This is a genomic window from Peteryoungia algae (assembly GCF_030369675.1).
Taxonomy (GTDB): Bacteria; Pseudomonadota; Alphaproteobacteria; order Rhizobiales; family Rhizobiaceae; genus Allorhizobium; species Allorhizobium algae.
This window is the reverse complement of sequence record NZ_CP128477.1, coordinates 4,029,256-4,050,557: the sequence shown is the minus strand read 5'-3', so window position 1 is coordinate 4,050,557 and position 21,302 is coordinate 4,029,256. Positions and strand designations below refer to the sequence as shown.

Below are 21,302 nucleotides of genomic sequence, written 5' to 3'. Positions count from 1 at the left end.
CCGGGTGTCCACATCCCCTTCCACTTTCGGACGGCTCATGACGTCTGATCGCATCCCATTGCGCAGCAGCCTGTCTTCTCTGATCTCCCTGCGCATCGCCATGATCGCTCTGATCATAGGGCTTCCGTTCGCGCTCCCGTCGCTTTCCTTCGTTCGGCATCTCGACAACCAGTTGCTGGACTTCAGGGCCACTACGGCGCCGAGAAGTGCGACGGGCAACTTCGCCTTCGTTGCGATCGACACCAAGAGCCTGACACAGGTCGGGACCTGGCCTTGGCCCCGCGAGGTGCATGCAGAGCTGGTCGACAAACTGGTCAGTGCCGGTGCCCGCGACATCTTCCTCGATATCGATTTCAGCACGCCGTCGAGGCCGGAAGGCGACGCGCGGCTCGCTCAGGCGCTCTCGGATGCCGGCGGCGGCGTGATCCTGCCGATGTTCCGCCAGCCGTTCGGTGCGCGCTCCGGCGATCCGCTGGCGCTGACGGCACCACTCCCGCTCCTTGCCGAGCACGCATGGCCGGCGCTTGTCGATGTGTCGCTCGATCCGGACGGGCTGATGCGTTCTTTCCCCGGCATGGAGATCATTGACGGCATTCCCACTCAATCCGCACCCGCCGTGCTTGCCGGCTACAGCAATGCCCGCACCGGCCGGCTGAAAATCGACTTTTCCATCCGGCCCGAAACGGTGCCGACCTATTCGGTTGCCGACGTACTGTCCGGTGCCGTGACAGGCGAGAGCCTCAGGGACAGGTCGATTGTCGTCGGCGCCTATGCCACGGAGCTCAAAGACCAATTCGCTGTACCTGTCTATGGTATTCTAAGCGGCCCCATGCTGCATGTGCTGGCTGCGGAAACCCTGGTGCAGGACCGCCTGCTGACGCCCGTGCCCATCGAGCCGATCGCGCTTCTGCTGGCCGCGCTGATCATCGCCTATGCGCTCACCCTGCGTCGCCTCCCGCTTGCCGTGCCGATCGCCGCGTCATTCGCCCTTCTGGCGATCGCGGAGGCGGCGGTCTTCCTCCTGTACAAACACGAAGCGCTGGTGATTTACACGGCGACCTTGTGGATCATGCTCGCCTGCGGCCTGATCATGTTGATGGCCGAGAAGATCGACCTGAGCGGCTGGCTCGCCGAAATCGCGATCACCGAGAACCGCGATATCCGGCGCGTTCTCAAACGGGTGATCAATGACAGCGTCGATCCGGTGATCGTGCTCGACCAGAAACTTACCCTCCTCGACGCCAGCCAGACGACATCACGGATGCTGGAGCTGGACGAGCCGATCGCGCACGGCACGCATCTCGCGGAATTCGTTCCCGACGCCATTCTCGACGGCGTATTGCGGCTGGAAGCGAAGCACCTGGCGGAGCCTCATCGGGTGCATAGCGACCAGTTCGAAGTCGACCTGTCCGCACCGACGCGGAACCGGCACCTCGATGTGGTGATCACCATATCGCCCTTCGAGAGCCTCGGGGGTCAGGGTCTCTCGGCGGTCGGAACGCATGTGGTCTGCGTGACCCTGAGGGACGTCACGGCGCGCCGGCTCTACGCGGCCAAACTTGAGGAAATGAGCCGGATCGACGATCTGACCGGACTGCTCAACCGGCGGGGCCTCACCGACGCCATGGTCGAGACCGGGGGCGATTTCACAATCTTTGCCATTGACCTTCATCGGTTCAGCCATCTCAACGAGACACTCGGACGCGAGAAGGGCGACAGCGTCCTGCAGGCCGTTGCAGCCCGACTTCGCCGCAATCTGGGAATGAATGGGCTGGCCGCACGCATCGCCGGCGATGTCCTGTGTTTCGCGGCGCCGGGGTCCAGGACGCGCGAAGGGCTGGAGGAAACTGCTGAACAGTTGCTCGCCCTCTTCGACACACCCTTCGGCGTGGACGGGATCAAAATCCAGATCAACGTGCGGGTGGGCGCCTGCAGTGGCTCCTCCGATCTGGGCGATCCCGGCAAGTGGATTGAAGCGGCGGAATTCGCCTTGAGCGACGCCAAGCGCGTCGGCGGCAGTGGCTTTCGAGCCTATGAACCGGCATCGGCCTTGCGCCGGACCCGCTCGCGGCTGCTGGAAGCGGAAATGCGCGGCGCCCTCGATCAGGGACAATTCTTCCTGCTCTATCAGCCGCAGGTCGCGCTGGCCTCCGGGCGCCTGATCGGAGCAGAAGCGCTCTTGCGCTGGCAGCATCCGACGCTCGGCATGATCTCGCCGGGCGAGTTCATCGGCATCGCAGAAGCGAACGGCTTCATCTGCGATCTCGGCCAGCACATGTTCAAGGAAGCCTGCCGCGCGGCCATGTCCTGGCCCGCGCATGTCAGCGTCGCCGTCAACATCTCACCGGTGCAGTTCCTGCGCGGCGACGTGCTTTCCGACATTCGACAAGCCCTGACCCTGAGCGGGCTGGCACCGCATCGTCTGCATGTCGAGATCACCGAGTCGATCTTCCTCGAACGGTCCGACGACCTCTTGCTGAAACTGGGTGCCCTGCACGCGCTCGGCGTGACGATTGCGCTCGACGACTTCGGCACCGGCTATTCCTCGCTCAGCTACATCTCGAATCTGCCGCTCGACAAACTGAAGATAGACCAGTCCTTTGTTCGCGACATGGTGAGCGATCCATCTGCGCAGGCCATTGTGCAGGCGGTCAGCACGCTTGCCCATGGCCTGGGGCTGAAGGTCGTATGTGAGGGGATCGAGAACGCCTTGCAGAGCGAAATGCTCGCCGCGATGGGCTGCGAGGAAGGACAGGGCTACCTTTTCGGGCGACCGCAGTCGGCGCGGCAGATCCTCGAAGTGGCGGCAGCCCACTCGCTGTTGCCCGATCCCAAGCTTTCCGGCATCACCGACCTGGCGCGGGCCGTGTAAGTACGAAGACTGCACAGACAAGGAGGATCACGCCGATCAACAGCTTGAGCCAAAGCTGCGGCGGTCCGAAAAACAGCACGATCCCGTAGCTCAGCGTCATCAGCGAGACCGAGGCGAGCTTTGCCCTTTGCGCGATCGCACCTTCCCTGCGCCAGTCGAGGAGAGGCTGACCATAGCGCGGATGGTCGATCAGCCATTGCTCGAAACGCGGCGAGGACCGCGCGAAGAGAGCGGCGGCAAGGATCATGAACGGGGTGGTCGGGAGCACCGGCAGGAAGACACCGATGACGCCGATCGCCACCATCAGCCAGGCACAGCCAAGAATGAGCAGGCGCATCGGGTTCCCTTCGCTGGCGGACATTGCATCCACCTGAGATATGGCATGATTCGGATCTGCCAAGGATTTTGAGGATTGCGGCAAATGCGGCGATTTTTCGTTTGCGCCGCAACAGGCTGAAATGCATCCTTGTCCCGTAATCACACCGTCAGGAAATACAACTCCCATGCCCAAGGTCACCATCGTGCTCGGCGCCGGTATCATCGGCGTTTCCACTGCCATCCATCTCGCCCGTCGCGGGCGGTCGGTGGTGCTGGTGGATCGCCGCAGTGCCGGCGAGGAGACCTCGTTCGGCAATGCCGGCCTGATCCAGCGCGAGGGCGTCGTGCCCTACGGCTTTCCGCAGCAACTCGGCATGCTGATCCGCTACGGCTTCAACAACCGCATCGACGCGCATTATCATGCAAGCGCGATGATGAAGCTCGTGCCCTTCCTCTCGCGCTACTGGTGGCATTCGAACAAGAGCCGCCATCAGGCGATCGCCAAGGCCTATGCACCGCTGATCGAAAACTCGATCAGCGAGCACCAGGACCTGATCCAGGCGGCCAAAGCCGAAAACCTGATCCGCAAGGACGGCTGGATGGAGATTTTCCGCACCACCGGCAAGCGCGACGCGGAACTGGCCGAAGCCGAGCGACTGGCGCGCGAATACGGCGTGAGCTACCGGGCCTTGAGCCGCGAGGATCTGGCGAAGGAAGAGCCGCATATTCGCGGCGATTTCGTCGGCGGGTTGAAGTGGAATGATCCGTGGTCGGTGACCGACCCGCAGGGCCTGACCAAGGCCTATCTCACCTATTTCCAGTCCCTCGGCGGGCGCTTCGTCAAGGGCGATGCAACGACCCTGGAAACCGGAGCCTCCGGTCAGGGCTGGAAGGTGAAGACCGATGACGGCACGGTCGAAGGCGACGATGTGGTGCTCGCGCTCGGTCCCTGGTCGGAAGAGGTCACCCGCAAGTTCGGCTACCGCTTCCTGCTCGGCGTCAAGCGCGGCTATCACATGCATTATGCGCCAGAAGGCGATGCCGTTCTCAACAACTGGACGATGGATGCCGAGCGCGGCTATTTCCTCGCGCCGATGGCAAAGGGCATTCGCCTGACGACCGGCGCGGAGTTCGCAAATCGCGATGCGCCGAAGTCACCGGTCCAGCTGGCGCGGGCGGAGAAGGTGGCACGCGAGATCTTCCCGCTCGCCGAACGTCTCGACGCCGAGCCCTGGATGGGCGCGCGTCCCTGCACGCCCGACATGATGCCGGTCATCGGCAAGGCGCCGCGTCATGAGGGCATGTGGTTCGCCTTCGGCCATGCCCATCACGGCCTGACGCTCGGTCCGGTCACGGGTCGTCTGATCGCGGAAATGATGGATGGGGAGAAGACATTCATCGATACAAGTGCCTGGGGTCCTCAGCGTTTCCGGGCATGACCGTCGAATTCTCGCCAGCCCCCTTCGCAGGGGGCTGGCCTTTTTGACGCCGGGGTGGTAGTCAGAGCTCTTAATTTGATCAAATTGTTTCCCAACGGAAACAGGTCGGACACCAAGACGCATCGCCAGCATGCGGCCGGCCGGAGGGATCAGGAAGAAGCGGGCAGTGGCATGCGCCGGTGTTTGATCCATAACGCGAAAAGTGTCTACCGTTAGCGGACAGGCATCTGCTCGCGCTTTACAGCGTGCTTCGAACCCGAACGACATCAGCACACGGTGACCCATGGACATGGCCGAACAGGCCCGCGAATTCTTCGCGGCAAATCCCGATATTGAAGTACTTGAAGCCTTCGTCATTGACGTGAACGGCGTGCCCCGTGGCAAATGGATCCCGCGCGAGCGCGCCATCGACGTCTTGACCAAGGGCATGGCGATGCCGCGCTCGGTTTATGCGCTCGACGTCTGGGGCCGCGACGTCAACGCCGCAGGGCTTGCCGAAGGCACCGGCGATCCCGACGGCATCTGCTTTCCCGTCCCCGGCACTTTGTCCCGCGTCACCTGGCTTTCGCGCCCCACCGCGCAGGTCCTCCTCCAGATGCACACCCAGGAAGGCGAGAGCTTCTATGCCGACCCGCGCCAGGTGCTCGGCCATGTGCTCGATCGCTTCAAGGCGGCCAAGCTGACGCCCGTCGTCGCGACCGAACTCGAATTTTACCTGATCGACCCGGTGCGGTCGGCACTCGACCCGGTGCGCCCGCCGAACACCCGTGACGGCCGCTGGCATACAGGCCAGACGCAGGTGCTGTCGATCTCCGAACTGCAGGACTTTGAAGAGGTCTTCCACGGCATTTCGACCGCCGCACGCGCGCAGAATGTGCCCGCGGATACAACGCTGCGCGAAAACGGCCCTGGCCAGTACGAAATCAACCTCAACCATGTGCCGGATGCGCTGGCGGCCGCCGACTATGCGGTATTGCTCAAGCGCATCGTCAAGGGCGTCGCTCGCGCCAACGACCTCGATGCGACTTTCATGGCCAAGCCCTATGGCATGCAGGCCGGCAGCGGCATGCATGTGCACTTCTCGATCCTGAACGACAAGGGCGAGAACATCTACGTCGGCAAGGATGGACCGTCAGATGCGCTGTTCCACTCGGTCGGCGGGCTTCTGGAAAACATGGGCGAGAGCATGGCGATCTTTGCGCCGCACCAGAATTCCTATCGCCGCCTGCGGCCGTCCGAGCATGCTCCGACCTATGCGTCCTGGGGCATAGACAACCGCTCGGCGGCTGTGCGTGTCATCACCGCTTCCAGGCCGGCCACCCGCATCGAGCATCGCGTCGCTGGCTCCGACACAAATCCCTATCTCGTCCTGGCGATGATCCTCTCTGCGGCACTTGCCGGCATGAAGGAAAAGCTTTCGCCGGGTGGTGCCATCACCGGTGACGAACACGCGGTGAATCACGAACCCCTGCCGACGAACTGGGACTATGCGCTGCAGCGCTTCACCAAGTCGAGCTTCGCCTATGCGGCGCTTGGACCTAAATACAGAAGCCTCTATTCCGCCTGCAAATATCAGGAACTCTCTGAGTTTTCATTGCGTGTGACCGACGTCGAATACGACGCCTATATCCGGACCGTATGAGGTGATCCCCATGAACAAGTCGATCGGACCCAATCCCGGCCATGCGGCCTCCTATTATGCGGCCTCTGCCCGTGACAAGCGCGTGCGCCCGTCGCTGGACGGCGAACACACGGCCGATGTCTGCGTCATCGGCGCCGGCTTTACCGGCATCTCGGCAGCGCTCGAGCTTTCGGAAAAGGGCTATGCCGTCATCGTGCTCGAAGCCGATCGCATCGGTTTCGGTGCATCGGGCCGCAATGGCGGGCAGATCGTAAACGGCTATAGCCGCGATCTCGAAACAATCGCCAAACGCTATGGTCAGGACCGGGCGGATCGGCTGGGCGAGATGTCGCTCGAAGGTGGCCGGATCATTCGCGAGCGCGTCGCCAAATACGGGATCGAATGCGATCTCGTCGAGGGCGGCTTCTTCGCGGCTTTCACCGACAAGCAGGTGAAGGAGATGGCGGAGGTCCGGGCGCACTGGATGAAGCATGGCCATGACGGTCTGGAAATGGTGTCCAAGCCGGAGGTGGCGAAATATGCCAGGACCGACCGTTATGTCGGCGGCATGATCGACCGTCACGGCGGCCATATGCATCCGCTCGATCTCGTGCTCGGCGAGGCGGCTGCAGCCGAAAGCCTGGGCGCGAAGATCTTCGAGAACTCGAAGGTCGTGCATCTCGACACCGGCCCGCAGCCTTTCGTCTGCACTGAAGGCGGGATCGTCAAGGCCAAGCACATCCTGGTCTGCGGCAATGCCTATATGGCCGGCATTGCGCCGAAGGTGACCGAGAAAATGATGCCGGTCTCCAGCCAGGTCATGGCGACCGAACCGCTGGATGCAAAGATGATCGAGGAGCTGTTGCCGGCGAATTACTGTGTCGAGGATGCCAATTACGTCCTCGATTATTACCGTCGAACGGCCGACAACCGCCTGCTCTATGGCGGCGGCATCGGCTATGGCGGCCAGGACCCGAAAAACCTGACCGGCGTGATCCGGCCGAACATGCTGAAAACCTTCCCGCAGCTGAAGGACGTCAAGATCGATTTTGCCTGGAGCGGCAATTTCGCACTGACGCTGACGCGCATCCCGCATATGGGCAAGCTTTCCGACACGGTCTACTTCTCGCATGGCGACAGCGGCCATGGGGTGACGACCACGCATCTGCTCGGCAAGATCCTGGGCGAGGCCGTGCATGGCCAGATGAGCCGCTTCGACGTCTGGTCGTCGCTGCAGGCCTATCCCTTCCCGGGCGGCCGCATGTTCCGCGTGCCGTTCACGGCGCTCGGTGCCTGGTACTACGGTTTGCGCGACAAGCTCGGCGTTTGAGGAGAGAAGAGATGGCCCGCACAGTCACCGTCGCTGCGACCCAGATGGCCTGCAGCTGGGATCTTCCCGGCAACATCGCTCGGGCCGAGAAGCTCGTGCGCGAGGCAGCCGCCCAAGGCGCGCAGATCGTGCTGATCCAGGAGCTGTTCGAAACGCCCTATTTCTGCCAGGACCAGATTGCGGAATTCTTCGATCTGGCCAAGCCTGCGCATGACAATGCGCTGATCGAGCACTTCGCAGCACTTGCCGAAGAACTTGATGTGGTGATCCCCGTCAGCTTCTTTGAAAAGGCGGGGCAGACCTTCTTCAACAGTGTCGCCATCGTGGATGCCACCGGCGAGGTGCTCGGCATCTATCGCAAGAGCCACATTCCTGACGGTCCCGGCTATACCGAGAAGTTCTACTTCTCGCCCGGCGACACCGGTTTCGAGGTCTGGGAAACGCGGCATGCGGCGATCGGCGTCGGCATCTGCTGGGACCAGTGGTTCCCGGAAGCGGCGCGCGCCATGGCGCTGCAGGGGGCGGAGCTGCTTTTCTATCCGACCGCAATCGGCTCGGAGCCGCAGGATGCGAGCCTCGACAGCAGTGGGCACTGGCAGCGTGTGATGCAGGGCCATGCGGCCGCGAACATCATGCCGGTCATCGCGTCGAACCGCATCGGCAAGGAAGATGGCCGCAAGGGGACCTCGCTCACCTTTTACGGCTCGTCCTTCATCTGCGACCAGACCGGCGCAATCGTGGCGACGGCAGACCGGGAGACCGAGACCGTGCTGACGGCGACTTTCGATCTGGACGGCATCGCCCGGCAGCGCGCCAGCTGGGGCCTGTTTCGCGATCGTCGCCCCGAACTATACAGTCCGCTGATGGGCCATGAGGGTTAGTCAGCGCTTACGGCTTGCGTGCATCATAGGCCTGCTGCGCGGCTAGCACCGTATCCATGTGCTTTTCGGCCCAGTGGGCCAGCAGGTTGACCGTTTCCCCCAGCGTGCGCCCGAGCGGCGTCAGCGCATATTCCACCGTGACCGGCACAGTTGGAAACACTGTGCGTGATATCAGGCCGTCCCGTTCCAGCTTCTTCAGGGTCTGGGACAGGACCTTCTGCGAAATGCCGGTAATGTCCCGCCGCAGGTGATTGAAACGCACCGGCTCGCCTTCCAGCCGGTCGAGGATCAGCAGCGCCCATTTGTCGCCGAGCCGGTCCAGCACATGCCGTGTCGGGCAATTCTCCTGATAGACGTCATAGCCAAACTGCATATCCGTTGCTCCTGCGGCACTCATGGGGTCCCCCCAAGGGGACATGCGGTTTCCGAAGGGAAACCATGTGACCTGAAAGTGCCTTCTTTCCCGATTTCTCTGAGTGCGTATATATCAATTCGTAAGCTGGTTTCCAAATGAAACCTGCACTCAGCGAATTGAGGGACAGCAAGATGTCGAAGAAAATTCTCGTATTGGGCGCCACTGGCAATGTAGGCAACCATCTCGTCAAGACACTCATCGCCAAGGGCGAGACGGTCAAGGCGGCCAGCCGCTCGGGCAAGGCGGTCAATGGCGCTGAAGGCGTCGCTTTCGATCTTGCCGACCCTTCCAGTTTTGCGCATGCTTTTGACGGCATCGATCGCGCCTATATCATGCTGCCGGGCGGTAGCGTGGCGGTGAAAGACCTGCTTCTACCGGTCGTCGAGGCCGCGATTGCCCGCAAGGTGAAGATCGTCTTCCAGAGCGTCCTGGGCGTCGATGCCGATGACAGCATCCCCTATCGCCAGATCGAGATCCTCATCGAGAAGTCCGGCGTGCCCTATGTCATCCTGCGTCCGAACTGGTTCTCGGACAATTTCCACACTTTCTGGAAAGCCGGCATCGGCCACGGCCAGATCGCGCTTCCGGCCGTCAACGGCAAATCGAGCTTCATCGATGCCCGTGACATTGCCGATAGTGCGGCGGCTGCCCTGACCTCAAGCCAGTTCGACGGCCGGGCCTTCAACCTCACCGGCCCGGAAGCCCTCGGCTATGCAGATGCTGCCACGATCCTCTCCGGCGCTATCGGCAGGCCCGTAACCTACAGCGCCATCAGCGACGACGCCTTTATCGGCATATTGACGGGTGCTGGTGTGCCCGCCGACTATGCCGGCTTCCTTGCCTCGATCTTCCATCCCGTGCGCGAAGGCTGGACGGCTTCAGTGACGCAGGATGTCGAAACGCTGACGGGCAAAGCCGCTCGTTCGCTTGCCACCTATGCCAGCGATTATGCTGCAGCCTTGAAAGCGTGAGTTTTCGGGAAGGCGCCGGAGCGGGTCGTCTCAGCCCTGATCCGGCGCCACCTGTTGTGCCAGACCATCAAGGGCCTCGGAGACGATAGCGCCGAGCGCCTGATCGATGGAGACCGTCAGCACGCCCGCTTCCCCCGTCGGCACTTCAAGTGTGGCCAGCTGGCTCTCGAGCAGGCCAAGCGGCATGAAATGACCTGTCCTGGCTCCCATGCGCTGATTGAGGAGATCGCGCGATCCCTCGAGATAGACAAAGGCGAGGCGTCCGCCTGTCGCGGCGCGCAGGTGGTCGCGGTAGATCTTCTTCAGCGCCGAACAGGAGACGACGATCCCCTCGCCGCGCGACAAGGCGTCTGCCATGCGCTTGCCGATCACACTCAGCCAGGGCCAGCGATCCTCATCGGTCAGCGGCGTTCCCTCGGCCATCTTCTCGACATTGCTCGCAGGATGCAGTGCATCGCCCTCGATGAAGGGCAATCCAAGCCGCGACGCCAGCGCCGCGCCCACCGAGGACTTGCCGCAGCCGCTGACGCCCATGACGATGATGGCCTGCAGAGCGGCTGGCCCATTTTCTTGCGGCATTCTCTTCCTCTTCAAGCACCCTCACCCAAGGGCCGTGACAATAGGAAGGTTCAGGCGAAATGCAATCCGCTCTCGCTGGACGTCGCGTCTCTGGCCGCCGTCCGATTCCTGGCCGGCAGTCTTTCTGCCCGAATGGCTGCCGCGATCTTCTCCGCCATCATGATGACCGGGGCATTGGTATTGCCGCCGATCAGGCGCGGCATGACGGAAGCGTCGACAATGCGCAGCCCCTCGATGCCCATCACCTTCAGGGTCGGATCGACGACCGCACGATCATCGGAGCCCATGCGGCAGGTGCCGACGGGGTGGTAGATCGTGTCGGCCCGGGCACGGATGGCGGCGTCGAGTTCCATGTCGGACTCGCCGGCGGGATAGAGTTCCTCTCCACGATACTTGTTAAGTGCCGGGGCGTCCATGATGTCCGACATCATGCGCGCGCCCTTGCGCAGGGACACGAGGTCGCGCGGGTCAGACAGAAAGGCGGGGTCGATGAGCGGGGCCGCATAGGGATCGGCACTCGCCAGCCGCACGGTGCCGCGGGAATGAGGGCGCAGCACGCAGACATGGCAGGAATAACCATGCCCCCAATGCATCTTGCGCGCGTGGTCGTCGACCATGGCGACGACGAAATGCAGCTGGATGTCCGGCCGGTCGAGAGCCGAATCGGTTTTCAGGAAGGCGCCTGATTCCGCGCAGGTCGACCGCAAATGTCCCATGCGCTCGGTGCGCCATTCGTTCGCGGCCCGGATCAGGTCGCCCGTCGCCATGATGCCCATGCCGAACATATCGGTGTCCGGCGAGCGGAAGATCATCGTATAATCGAGATGATCCTGCAGGTTGGCTCCCACGTCCGGGCAATCGAGCACGACAGAAATGCCGTGCGATTTGAGATGTTCTGCCGGGCCGATGCCCGAGAGCATCAGGATCTGCGGTGATTGCAGGGCGCCCGCCGACAGCAAGACTTCCCGGCTCGCCCGGACGACACGATCTTCCTTGCCCAGACGATAGGCGACGCCGACCGCCCTGCCCCGCTCGACAATGATGCGCGAGACATGCGCCTCGGTAACCACTGTCAGATTGCGCCGCATCATCACGTCATGCAGATAGGCTGCGGCTGCCGAGCATCGCTCGCCGCGCTTCGGTCCGTTCCAGAATTGCGTCGCCTGGTAGACGCCGGCCCCGTCCTGTTGCGGACCGTTGAAATCCTCGTTCTGCCGATGGCCGTTCTGTTCGCAGGCCTTGAGGAAGGCCTGGTTGATCGGGCGCGTCCAGTTCTGATCGCAGACCTGCAGCGGACCACCGCGCCCATGCAGATCGTCTGCACCGCGAATATTGTCCTCCGACTTTCGAAACCAGGGCAGCACATCATCCCAGGACCAGCCGTCGCAGCCGAGTGCGGCCCAGTCGTCGTAGTCGCGACTGTTGCCGCGCACATAGAGCATGGCATTGACGAGGCTCGAGCCGCCAAGACCCCGCCCCCGCGGCTGGTAGCCCCTGCGACCATTGAGGCCCGGCTGCGGGACAGTCGAGAAGCGCCAGTTGCCGCTTTTGACATAGCCCGGAATGACGGCTGCAGCTGCCATCGGCACGCGGGCGAAGATGCCGTCTCCGCGTCCTCCGGCTTCCAGCAGGCAGACAGTGACGGACGGATCCTCACTCAGGCGCGCCGCCAGCACCGAACCTGCCGAGCCGCCGCCGATGATCACGTAGTCGTACATGCTCTCTCCCCAGAGACCCCGGCAGCACGGCAATTCAGCCGTGACGCCATTAAGCAGACTTATATTGCCGTGGACGTAAGCGTAGCATAGCGGCGGAGGGACGCAAGGCGGGGGCAAACGCTTGTCTCGCAACGAAAAAACCCGCCTTGCGGCGGGTTGATCCAGGTTTCGACTGTTGCTTTGTCAGGCGGCCGGGGCGCGCCTCACATTGCGCGGCTCCAGATCGTCTATGCCCAGCAGGAAATTGATCTGCGGGCGCGCCTTGACCAGATCGTCGATCGTGTATTGCGAGAGCACGTCGAAGAATGCATTCAGCGCCTTGCGCAGAGCGGAGTTCAGCCCGCAGCTGTCGATCAGCGGACAATCGACGTCACCGTCGTCCTCGAAACATTCTGCCATGGCGAAGCTGTCCTCGGTGACCTTGACCACATCGAACAGCGTGATCTTCTCGGCGGGGCGCCCGAGGCGCACGCCACCGTTTCGGCCACGCACCGTCTCGACCAGACCGGCCTTGTTGAGGGGCTGCAGGATCTTGAAGAGGAAGAGCTCGGATACCCCATAAGCGCGCGCAATCTCCGGGATGCGGCTCAACTGTTCGGAATTGGCGGCGCAGTACATCAGCATGCGCACGGCGTAATTTGTCTGCTTTGTCAAACGCATGCACGATTCCTCTGTTTTGTTGGCCTTATATAGCCGCTTTTGCAGTTTTGAACAATTCCAAAATACTCAAGTTCTGACCTCACGTGTTTGTGATTAAAGTCGAGTGCAATTGACAGCTTATCTCAATTCATGAATATGCGCCTCAACAATCATGACCAGGAGGCCCTACATGACCCATGCTCGCGCACTCGCACTCGGCGCCGTTTCGGCGCTCGCCCTTTCGGCCGGTGCCGCCTTCGCCGAAGGTGAAGTCAACATCTATTCCTACCGCCAGCCGGAGCTGATCCAGCCGCTCATGGATGCCTTCACCAAGGAAACGGGCATCAAGACGAACGTGCTCTTCCTCGACAAGGGCCTCGTCGAGCGCATCACGGCCGAAGGCGCCAACTCCCCTGCCGACGTCATCCTGACGGTCGATATTGCGCGGCTCACGGAAGCCAAGGACGGCGGCGTGACACAGCCGCTGAACGACGACGACATCAACAGCCAGATTCCGGCCCAGTATCGCGATACCGATGGCAACTGGTTCGGCCTGACGACCCGTGGTCGTGTTCTCTACGCCTCCAAGGACCGCGTCTCCGAAGATGCGATCACCTATGAAGAGCTCGCCGATCCGAAGTGGAAGGGCCGCATCTGCATGCGTGACGGCCAGCACTCCTACAATATCGGCCTTTTCGCTTCGATGGTCGCCCATCACGGTGCTGACTACACCGAGAAGTGGCTGGCGGGCCTGAAGCAGAACCTCGTCAAGAAGCCTGATGGCAACGACCGCGCCCAGGCCAAGGCGATCCATGCCGGCGAGTGCGATCTCGGCCTCGCCAACACCTATTATCTCGGCCTGATGCAGACCAACGAAAAGGAGCCGGAAGAGAAGGAATGGGCCAAGTCCGTCAAGGTTCTCTTCCCGAATGCCGCTGATCGCGGTACCCATGTCAACATTTCCGGCATGGCGCTGACCAAGAATGCTCCGAACAAGGACAATGCCGTCAAGCTGATGGAATTCCTGGCCTCGGACGAAGCACAGACCATCTATGCCGAACAGGTCTTCGAATATCCGGTCGGCCCGAAGGCCAAGGCCTCCGACATTGTCACCGGTTTCGGCGCGATCAAGGCCGATACGCTGCCGCTCGTCGACATCGCGGCAAACCGCAAGACGGCTTCGGAACTGGTGGACAAGGTCGGCCTGAACGAAGGCCCGACGCAGTAAGCGTCCGGCAAGAGAAAAAACAGCAGAAGGGGGCGGTCTCGACCGCCCTTCTCGCATTTCAGGACACCATATCGTCGTCTCGGTTTATCCGATGCTGGCGACTAGGACCCGCCTGATCCGACAGACCGGGCGTGATCGTCGATTGCCTTGCGCCGCTCGGCCGTGCCCGGATGGGTGGACAGAAATGACGAATCCCCGCCGGTACCGAGCTTTTCCTCCAGTTGCGCAAAGAACTTGCCAATAGCCCGCGGGTCGCGTCCCGCCTTCGCCATAAGCTCGACCGAAATACGGTCCGCCTCGCTTTCCGCGTCGCGCGAGTGCGAGAGCGTCATCAGGGCTGCACCATTGGTCAGGATATCCTCGCCGGCGGCGCCAACATCGCCCGCGATCAGCATGATCAACCCGGCCATACCGGCGGCACGATAGAGCTGGCGCAGCGAATGATCCCGCTCGACATGGCCGATCTCATGCGCCAGCACCCCGATGATCATATCCAGATCGCCATCCACCAGTTCGATGAGTTCATCGGTGATGACGAGCGTGCCATCCGGCAATGCGAAGGCATTGGGGCCGATGACACCGCCATGGCGGAAATTCAGATTGTAGCCCGCGCGCCCGCGCGACGCGTGATCGGCCATGCCGTTGAAGGCCGCGCGGATTTCGGCCTGCCGGGCATCCGGCAGCGTGCTGTCGTCAAAAACCGCCTGATCAAGCGAGAGCAAGGTGCCGCTTGCCATCCAATGGGTCACCGCCGGCGGTGTGACCAGCACGGCAAGTTCGACCAGCGCCGGTACCGCATAACGGTAGATCAGACCTGCGAACAGGAAGACGGCGAGCACGAATGCAAGCAAACGCGGGTGAAAGCGTTCGAGTTCGTGGACAAAGCCGCTTTTCCCCTGTCGTTTCAGCCAGAGATCCACGGCGTCGTTGTCTTCGGTCTCGAACAAGGAACCATCGACAAAGCTGATCCTGCGGGGGATGCGACCGACCCTTGCGGATATCTCCATGCGGGCCATGTCTCCGACAGAGACCGGATCGCCCCCTGCCGCCAGCCGGACATAAAGCGTCTTGCCCTCCCCCAGCAAGATTGCCGGCTCCGCGCGGCTCGAGCCCGGCGGATGCCAGCGGCCGGAGGCGATAGGCTTGGTGTCAGAAGCCAAAGTCGAACCCTTCGAGATCGAGATATTCGGCCGTCACGGCCGAGCCGGAATTCTGCATGGAGGCTACCACTTCGCCAAGCTCGCCATCGACCACGATGCCGGAATGCTCGATCACATAGCGGTGCTCGCGTACGGCTGCCCAGGGGCGCATGAGGCTGAGGGTGAGGACCGTGACAACGAGATTCGAAATGACGATCCAGAAGTAGCGCAGCCGGCCGAGATCGGAGAACAGGGTATGGCGGGCGTCGAAGCGGGTGGCGTTCATCACCACGTTGCGGACCCCGATGCGGTAGAAAATCGCGGCCACGCCCCACAAAACGAGCGCGGGGACCAGTGCTCCGTAGATACCGAGAAGAAGATGCATTTCCGGATCCGTGCTCGCATCGGCGCCTTCCACCACGCTGTAATAGGCCATCACGCCGAGAAGGCCGGCGACGGCTGCACCCACTACCATCAGCAGGAAGGCCGGCAGCCAGACGCGATAGAGCGCGCCGATTTTCGGGTCGGTCTCAAAGGCGCGGCCCCCGTAGCGCAGGTTGTTGAAGATGTAGCGATAGAGCCAGCGGCTGGCGAAAGGCGCAAGGATGCCGAGCGAGAAGAAGGCGATCAAGCCACCGAAGATGATCGCGACAAATGCAGCCCAGGTCTTGCCGACAAAGTCGAAGCGGATGTTGCGGTAGCTCGTGACCCGCGCGTTGAAACGCAGACTGCGCATGACGATCCAGGGCAGGAGGAAGAACATCAGCAGGGTCAGGATGCCGCCGGCGATCGGGCTGATCGTCAGAAGCACATTGTAGGCGATGATATAGCCGAAGACGATTGCGCGGCCGATGAAGATCTGCAGGCCGCGGGCGTGGTAGTCGAAGGAATGGCCATCGACGAAGGAGTTGCCGTAGAAATAGCGGTTTCGACGCACTTTTGCCCAGGCCGAATAAATGCCCAGCGTGATGATGGTGAGCAGGATATTGACGATCCAGATGCCGAAATACTCACCGGCGCTGCCGCGAAACTCGCCGCGACGCAAAGCATTCGCTCGCCCGAAAACTGCCTGTTGCATGAAATGTCCTTCGTGAAATCAAATCGAGCACGCCGCTATCCCCGGCGACACGCGCCTGAACATTGATCACGAGACATCCGCGCACTCAAGTGCGTTGCGACACTCTCGAAGTCGATCTGGCCATGGGTGCAGGAGGCGTGGTGAGGTTCCCCGCACAAACAAAATCGCCACCCGGTCTTTCGACCGGGTGGCGCAATTCAGAGCCAGCGCTGTTGCTGCTTATTTCATGGTCGGCATGACGAATTCGGCGCCGTCCTTGATGCCCGACGGCCAACGGCTGGTGACCGTCTTGGTGCGGGTCCAGAACTTGATCGAGTCCGTGCCATGCTGGTTGAGGTCACCGAAGGACGAGGACTTCCAGCCGCCGAATGAGTGGTAGGCGAGCGGAACCGGGATCGGCACGTTGATGCCGACCATGCCGATGTTGATGCGCGAAGCGAAATCGCGGGCGGCGTCACCGTCGCGGGTGTAGATCGCGACGCCGTTGCCGTATTCGTGCTTCATCGGCAGGTCGAGGGCTTCCTCATAGGTCTTGGCGCGGACAACCGAGAGGACAGGGCCGAAGATTTCGGTCTTGTAGATGTCCATATCGGGCGTGACGTTGTCGAACAGGCAGCCGCCGACGAAGTAACCGTTCTCGTAACCCTGCAGCTTGAAATCGCGGCCATCGACGACGAGCTTGGCGCCGGCTTCGACGCCACTGTCGATCAGACCACGGATGCGCGCCTGGGCTTCCTTGGTGATGACGGGGCCAAGATCGGCCTTGTCATCGGTGTAGGGGCCGATGCGCAGGGATTCGACCATCGGGGTCAGCTTTTCGATCAGGCGATTGGCGGTTTCCTCGCCGACCGGAACAGCCACGGAGATTGCCATGCAGCGTTCGCCGGCCGAGCCGTAACCTGCGCCCATCAGAGCCTGGGCGGCCTGGTCGAGATCGGCGTCCGGCATGATGATCATGTGGTTCTTGGCGCCGCCGAAGCACTGGGCGCGCTTGCCGTTCATTGCAGCCGTGCCATAGACGTAGCGGGCAATCGGAGTCGAGCCGACGAAGGAGACGGCTGAGACGTCCGGGTGGGTGAGAATGCCATCGACGGCCGACTTGTCGCCATTGACGACGTTGAGAATGCCGGCGGGAAGGCCTGCCTCGATCATCAGTTCGGCGAGGCGGATCGGAACGGACGGATCGCGCTCCGACGGCTTCAGGATGAAGGCATTGCCGCAGGCGATGGCCGGGGCAAACATCCACATCGGGATCATCGCCGGGAAGTTGAACGGCGTGATGCCGGCGCCGATGCCAACCGCTTGCCGAATTGAATACATGTCGATGTTCGGGCCGGCCCCCTCGGTGAACTCGCTCTTCGACAGATGCGGAATACCGATGACGAATTCGCAGACTTCCAGGCCGCGGATGATGTCGCCCTTGGCGTCTTCAATGGTCTTGCCGTGTTCGCGCGACAGGATTTCCGCCAGCGCATCCATGTTGTCGTTCAAAAGGGCGACGAACTTCATGAAGACGCGGGCCCGGCGCTGCGGGTTGGTGGCGGCCCACTTTGCCTGAGCGGCCTTGGCGTTCTCAACGGCGGCGTTCAGCTCGTCGGCGCTGGCGAGCGAGACTTCGCCCTGCACTTCGCCGGTTGCCGGATTGTAGATGGGCTGCTTGCGGCCCGAGGTGCCAGCAACGTGCTTGCCGCCGATAAAATGACCTACCTGGTACATGGGTTTCCTCCTGAATTGTTGTGGAGGTAGTATGCGCTTTGATTTTCACAAATCAACGCGATGATTTCCGCATCCGTTGTGCGCAGATTAAAGCAATCGGTCGATTTCACGCCCACAGGGACGCCTCCATCAATGCGCGATGGGCGGAAACCCCAGCCATGACGCCGGACGCGCTGGCGAGCGTGGCATTGTGCATGGGAGTTGCCGCGTCGCCGGCGGCGAAAACGCCCGCCATGCTGGTGCAGCCCATCTCGACCTTGATATGAAAGCCTTGGGGCCCCTCCTCCAGTTCCAGGTCGAGTTGGGATGCCAGCGGCGAGGCGATGGACACTTTCGATTGGGCGAAGAGGGCATGCACTTCCACGATCCGGCCGTCCGCCAGCCGTACGGCTTCCAGCCCCTGTCCCTCGCCGACCAGTTCAACCACGCGTTCCGTCTCCATCGTGACGCCACGGGCGACCAGCATGGCCTGCTGCTCTTCGTCGAACGTGACGCCGGGCTCAACGAACATGGTGGTCGGGCCCCAATCCGGCAGAAGCCCGCCCTGATGGGCCGCGAGCGGTGACGAGGCAAGGATGCCGATCGCGCGCCCGCCGATTTCGTAGCCATGGCAATAGGGGCAATGGAGGACCGTGCGGCCCCAGCGCTCGGCAAGTCCCGGGATCGACGGCAGGGTATCGGTGACGCCAAGGGCGAGCACGAGGACCTGCGCCTCGGCGACACGGCCGTCAGCCATTTCGACCCTGAACCCGCCGAGGGAGCGCTCGGCACGCTGCGCCTCCCCTTCCAAAAGGGCAAAGTTCGGATAGCGGGCAAGCTGCTCCAGAGCCCGGCGGCGGATTTCTGATGGCGCCACTCCGTCCTGTCCGAGGAAGCCATGCGAGGCTTGCGCAAAGCGATTGCGCGGGAGCGCCGCATCGATCAGCAGAACCTTGCGGCGGGCGCGGGTGAGCTGCATGACAGCCGAGAGACCGGCGAAACTTCCACCCACGACGACAGCATCGTACTTCATGCGAGACCTCATGTAACTTTTAATGTTATGTATCTTGTTAAGTTACGTGAAGCGCGGCGTCAAGTCATGCCACTCGACTTGTTGCATGACGCGTGCTGCGCTACGGATCATGTCCCAATGGAGGAATGCCGATGCGCGGGGATAGCCGCCTTTCCCGTATGCTGCATGTGCTGATCCATCTCGGGCGCCGGAAGGAAGCGGCGACCTCCGAGGTGATCGCCCGGATGCTCAACACCAATCCCGTCGTCGTGCGTCGGACGATGGCGGGCTTGCGCGAGCGCGGCTATGTGCAATCCGAGAAGGGGCATGGCGGCGGATGGAAACTCACCAGGAGCCTGGATCAGATCAGCCTGCTTGATGTCTACGAGGCGCTTGAGCGGCCGGAACTCTTCTGTCTCGTCAGCGCATCCGACCATGCGGGCTGCCTCGTCGAGATCTCGGTCAACGAGGCACTGGAAGATGCGCGACGGGAGGCGGAGGCCGTGCTGCTCTCGCGTTTCGCGACACTGAAGCTCTCGGATATCGCCGGCGACTTCGACAAGCGATTGGAGATGCTCGGTCTGGGCAGTGGCATGCAGGATTTCGACATCTGATGCCCGGCCCCTTGCAATTGAGGATGCCTTGCCATGAACTGGGATGACGTTCGCATCTTTCTGGCCGTCGCGCGAACCGGCCAGATCCTGGCCGCCTCGCGCCGTCTGGGGCTCAATCATGCCACGCTCTCGCGCCGCCTGACGGCGCTGGAAACAGCCTTGAAGACACGGCTCTTCATCCGCCGCACCAATGGCTGCGAGCTGACCGCCGAGGGCGAGGCTTTTCTTTCTTCCGCCGAGCGCATGGAAACGGAAATGCTGGAGGTGCAGGCCCGGCTGGGGCGAACCGATACGCAAGTGGCGGGCACTGTGCGCATCGGCGCACCCGATGGTTTCGGTGTCTTTTTTCTTGCCTCGCGCCTTGGGGCGTTGATCGAGCGGCATCCGGAACTCAAGATCCAGCTCGTGCCGGTGCCGCGTTCCTTTTCGCTGTCGCAGCGAGAGGCCGATATCGCGGTGACACTGGAACGTCCGGAGCAGGGACGGCTCGTCTCGTCGAAACTCGTCGATTACACGCTCGGGCTCTATGCCTCGAAATCCTATGCCGAAACGAACGGGCTTCCAGCAAGCCCGGAGGCGCTGAAGGCACACCGCCGGATCGGTTATGTCGAGGACCTGATCTTTACCCCGTCGCTCAACTTCACCGGCGAGGTGATGCGCGACTGGAATGCAGGCTTCGAGATTTCCTCGGCGATCGGCCAGACCGAAGCGGTGCTGGCCGGGGCCGGCATCGGCATCCTTCACAGCTATATCGCGCGCCAGCACGATAGCCTCGTGCGGGTGATGCCAGACATCACAATCCGGCGCGCCTACTGGACGACATTCCACGAAAGCGCCCGCGAACTTGTGCGGGTTCGAGCGGTCGTGCAATTTCTGCAGGATGCTGTGGAACAGGATCGGGCGATCTTTGGCTGATGCACATCAGGGGACCATCCTCCGGGCTGCGGCGCTTTTCTGCCGCGATCGGCGCGGATAGACTGCACAATCGCATCACCATTGGATATTCCCATGCGCCATCCCCTCGCCCGTCTCGGACTTCCTGCATTTCTGCTCGCGCTTTTCTCCGCCATGCCGGCCAGTGCCCATGTCATGGACGGGCCGCTTGGAGGTTTCGGTGCGGGTTTCGGGCATCCGCTCGCCGGTTTCGACCATCTGCTTGCCATGCTGGCGGTCGGCCTTTGGGGTGCGCAAATGGGCGGGCGCTCGGTCTGGACGCTGCCAGCAACCTTCCCGATGATCATGTGCGCCGGCGGGATCATCGGAATGACCGGCGTTCTGCCAGACCAGCCGATTGAATACGGGATTGCCGTTTCCGTCATCGTTCTCGGCGGCGCGATCGCTGCGGCCTGGCGGGCGCCCGAATGGGCCGCACTGGTGTTGATTTCAGCCTTCGCCCTTTTACATGGCTATCCGCATGGCGTCCTTGCCCCCCGGGCCAGCGACCCCGCCGCGTTCACCGTCGGTTTCGTCGTCTCCACCGGCGTCATCCACATCATCGGCATAACGATCGGTGCCACGCTCAAGCCGATGGGCGGTGGGCGGCTGGTCCAGGCGCTTGGTGCCGCCATTTCACTCGCCGGCCTTTGGTTCCTGTTCGGGCTCATCACGGGCTGAACAGCCTGCCGGCCTTGAGGCTCAAGCGTTTTGCTGCATCGCAGAAGCACGGTTTCTGTTGACAATTCCCGATCAAACCGCACAAACGACGAGAGCGCCGCGGCCGTCCATCCGAGCGCGGCCAGCGAAACCGTGAACA

At 62.2% G+C, this 21,302-nt stretch carries 19 protein-coding genes; 10 read left to right on the top strand and 9 right to left on the bottom strand.

Annotated elements, in window-relative coordinates:
- Positions 1 to 37: 37 nt before the first annotated feature.
- The gene (locus tag QTL56_RS19160) at positions 38 to 2,872 is read left to right on the top strand and encodes an EAL domain-containing protein (RefSeq protein WP_245134846.1); all 2,835 of its coding nucleotides are present in this window, start codon (positions 38 to 40) and stop codon (positions 2,870 to 2,872) included.
- On the opposite strand, the gene QTL56_RS19155 is transcribed toward QTL56_RS19160, so the two are convergent.
- Positions 2,847 to 3,209 (bottom strand): YbaN family protein, encoded by a 363-nt coding sequence (locus tag QTL56_RS19155; protein WP_370660374.1) that lies wholly within the window; start codon positions 3,207 to 3,209, stop codon positions 2,847 to 2,849. The two genes, QTL56_RS19160 and QTL56_RS19155, sit on opposite strands and share 26 nt — an antisense overlap.
- A gap of 166 nt (positions 3,210 to 3,375) precedes the next feature.
- On the opposite strand from QTL56_RS19155, the gene QTL56_RS19150 reads away from it, so the two are divergent.
- The 4 genes from QTL56_RS19150 to aguB all read left to right on the top strand — a co-directional run bounded on the left by QTL56_RS19150 (position 3,376) and on the right by aguB (position 8,461).
- Positions 3,376 to 4,629: an NAD(P)/FAD-dependent oxidoreductase gene (locus tag QTL56_RS19150; protein ID WP_245134844.1), complete on the top strand. Its 1,254-nt coding sequence runs from the start codon at positions 3,376 to 3,378 to the stop codon at positions 4,627 to 4,629.
- 283 nt (positions 4,630 to 4,912) lie between these two features.
- A complete protein-coding gene (locus QTL56_RS19145) occupies positions 4,913 to 6,271 on the top strand; it encodes a glutamine synthetase family protein (RefSeq protein WP_229573008.1) in 1,359 nt (452 codons plus the stop codon).
- 10 nt (positions 6,272 to 6,281) lie between these two features.
- Positions 6,282 to 7,580: an NAD(P)/FAD-dependent oxidoreductase gene (locus QTL56_RS19140; protein ID WP_245134843.1), complete on the top strand. Its 1,299-nt coding sequence runs from the start codon at positions 6,282 to 6,284 to the stop codon at positions 7,578 to 7,580.
- Between the two features lie 11 nt (positions 7,581 to 7,591).
- Positions 7,592 to 8,461 carry an N-carbamoylputrescine amidase gene (gene aguB, locus QTL56_RS19135; protein ID WP_245134841.1) on the top strand — a complete coding sequence of 290 codons (870 nt, stop codon included), beginning with the start codon at positions 7,592 to 7,594 and terminating at the stop codon, positions 8,459 to 8,461.
- 7 nt (positions 8,462 to 8,468) lie between these two features.
- On the opposite strand, the gene QTL56_RS19130 is transcribed toward aguB, so the two are convergent.
- On the bottom strand, positions 8,469 to 8,834 hold the full coding sequence (locus QTL56_RS19130) for a winged helix-turn-helix transcriptional regulator (RefSeq protein WP_245135495.1): 366 nt from the start codon (positions 8,832 to 8,834) through the stop codon (positions 8,469 to 8,471).
- Positions 8,835 to 9,007: 173 nt separating this feature from the next.
- On the opposite strand from QTL56_RS19130, the gene QTL56_RS19125 reads away from it, so the two are divergent.
- Positions 9,008 to 9,847 carry an SDR family oxidoreductase gene (locus QTL56_RS19125; RefSeq protein WP_245134839.1) on the top strand — a complete coding sequence of 280 codons (840 nt, stop codon included), beginning with the start codon at positions 9,008 to 9,010 and terminating at the stop codon, positions 9,845 to 9,847.
- 30 nt (positions 9,848 to 9,877) lie between these two features.
- Here QTL56_RS19125 and QTL56_RS19120 read toward each other — a convergent pair whose 3' ends face one another.
- The 3 genes from QTL56_RS19120 to rirA form a co-directional block, all read right to left on the bottom strand.
- The gene (locus QTL56_RS19120; protein WP_245134836.1) at positions 9,878 to 10,426 is read right to left on the bottom strand and encodes a gluconokinase; all 549 of its coding nucleotides are present in this window, start codon (positions 10,424 to 10,426) and stop codon (positions 9,878 to 9,880) included.
- 50 nt (positions 10,427 to 10,476) lie between these two features.
- Positions 10,477 to 12,144: a GMC family oxidoreductase gene (locus QTL56_RS19115; protein ID WP_245134834.1), complete on the bottom strand. Its 1,668-nt coding sequence runs from the start codon at positions 12,142 to 12,144 to the stop codon at positions 10,477 to 10,479.
- A 183-nt stretch (positions 12,145 to 12,327) separates the two neighbouring features.
- On the bottom strand, positions 12,328 to 12,804 hold the full coding sequence (rirA, locus tag QTL56_RS19110; protein WP_245134832.1) for an iron-responsive transcriptional regulator RirA: 477 nt from the start codon (positions 12,802 to 12,804) through the stop codon (positions 12,328 to 12,330).
- A 169-nt stretch (positions 12,805 to 12,973) separates the two neighbouring features.
- Between rirA and QTL56_RS19105 the strand changes: the two genes are divergently transcribed.
- Positions 12,974 to 14,011, top strand: coding sequence for a Fe(3+) ABC transporter substrate-binding protein (locus QTL56_RS19105; RefSeq protein ID WP_229573016.1), 1,038 nt, complete (start codon positions 12,974 to 12,976; stop codon positions 14,009 to 14,011).
- A gap of 101 nt (positions 14,012 to 14,112) precedes the next feature.
- On the opposite strand, the gene QTL56_RS19100 is transcribed toward QTL56_RS19105, so the two are convergent.
- From QTL56_RS19100 to QTL56_RS19085, 4 genes are all read right to left on the bottom strand, one after another.
- Complete coding sequence (locus QTL56_RS19100) at positions 14,113 to 15,171, bottom strand: M48 family metallopeptidase (protein WP_245134830.1); 1,059 nt, start codon at positions 15,169 to 15,171, stop codon at positions 14,113 to 14,115.
- Positions 15,161 to 16,228, bottom strand: a complete 1,068-nt coding sequence (locus QTL56_RS19095) for a YjgN family protein (protein ID WP_245134828.1) — start codon at positions 16,226 to 16,228, stop codon at positions 15,161 to 15,163. Before QTL56_RS19095 ends, QTL56_RS19100 begins: the two co-directional genes overlap by 11 nt.
- A gap of 219 nt (positions 16,229 to 16,447) precedes the next feature.
- The gene (locus QTL56_RS19090) at positions 16,448 to 17,944 is read right to left on the bottom strand and encodes a CoA-acylating methylmalonate-semialdehyde dehydrogenase (RefSeq protein ID WP_229573019.1); all 1,497 of its coding nucleotides are present in this window, start codon (positions 17,942 to 17,944) and stop codon (positions 16,448 to 16,450) included.
- A gap of 106 nt (positions 17,945 to 18,050) precedes the next feature.
- The gene (locus tag QTL56_RS19085; protein ID WP_245134827.1) at positions 18,051 to 18,956 is read right to left on the bottom strand and encodes an NAD(P)/FAD-dependent oxidoreductase; all 906 of its coding nucleotides are present in this window, start codon (positions 18,954 to 18,956) and stop codon (positions 18,051 to 18,053) included.
- Positions 18,957 to 19,087: 131 nt separating this feature from the next.
- Here QTL56_RS19085 and QTL56_RS19080 point away from each other — a divergent pair, with 131 nt between their 5' ends.
- The 3 genes from QTL56_RS19080 to QTL56_RS19070 all read left to right on the top strand — a co-directional run bounded on the left by QTL56_RS19080 (position 19,088) and on the right by QTL56_RS19070 (position 21,163).
- Positions 19,088 to 19,549 carry an Rrf2 family transcriptional regulator gene (locus QTL56_RS19080; RefSeq protein WP_229573021.1) on the top strand — a complete coding sequence of 154 codons (462 nt, stop codon included), beginning with the start codon at positions 19,088 to 19,090 and terminating at the stop codon, positions 19,547 to 19,549.
- 33 nt (positions 19,550 to 19,582) lie between these two features.
- Positions 19,583 to 20,464, top strand: a complete 882-nt coding sequence (locus QTL56_RS19075) for a LysR family transcriptional regulator (protein WP_229573022.1) — start codon at positions 19,583 to 19,585, stop codon at positions 20,462 to 20,464.
- 93 nt (positions 20,465 to 20,557) lie between these two features.
- Positions 20,558 to 21,163, top strand: a complete 606-nt coding sequence (locus QTL56_RS19070) for a HupE/UreJ family protein (protein ID WP_245134825.1) — start codon at positions 20,558 to 20,560, stop codon at positions 21,161 to 21,163.
- Positions 21,164 to 21,302 lie beyond the last annotated feature (139 nt).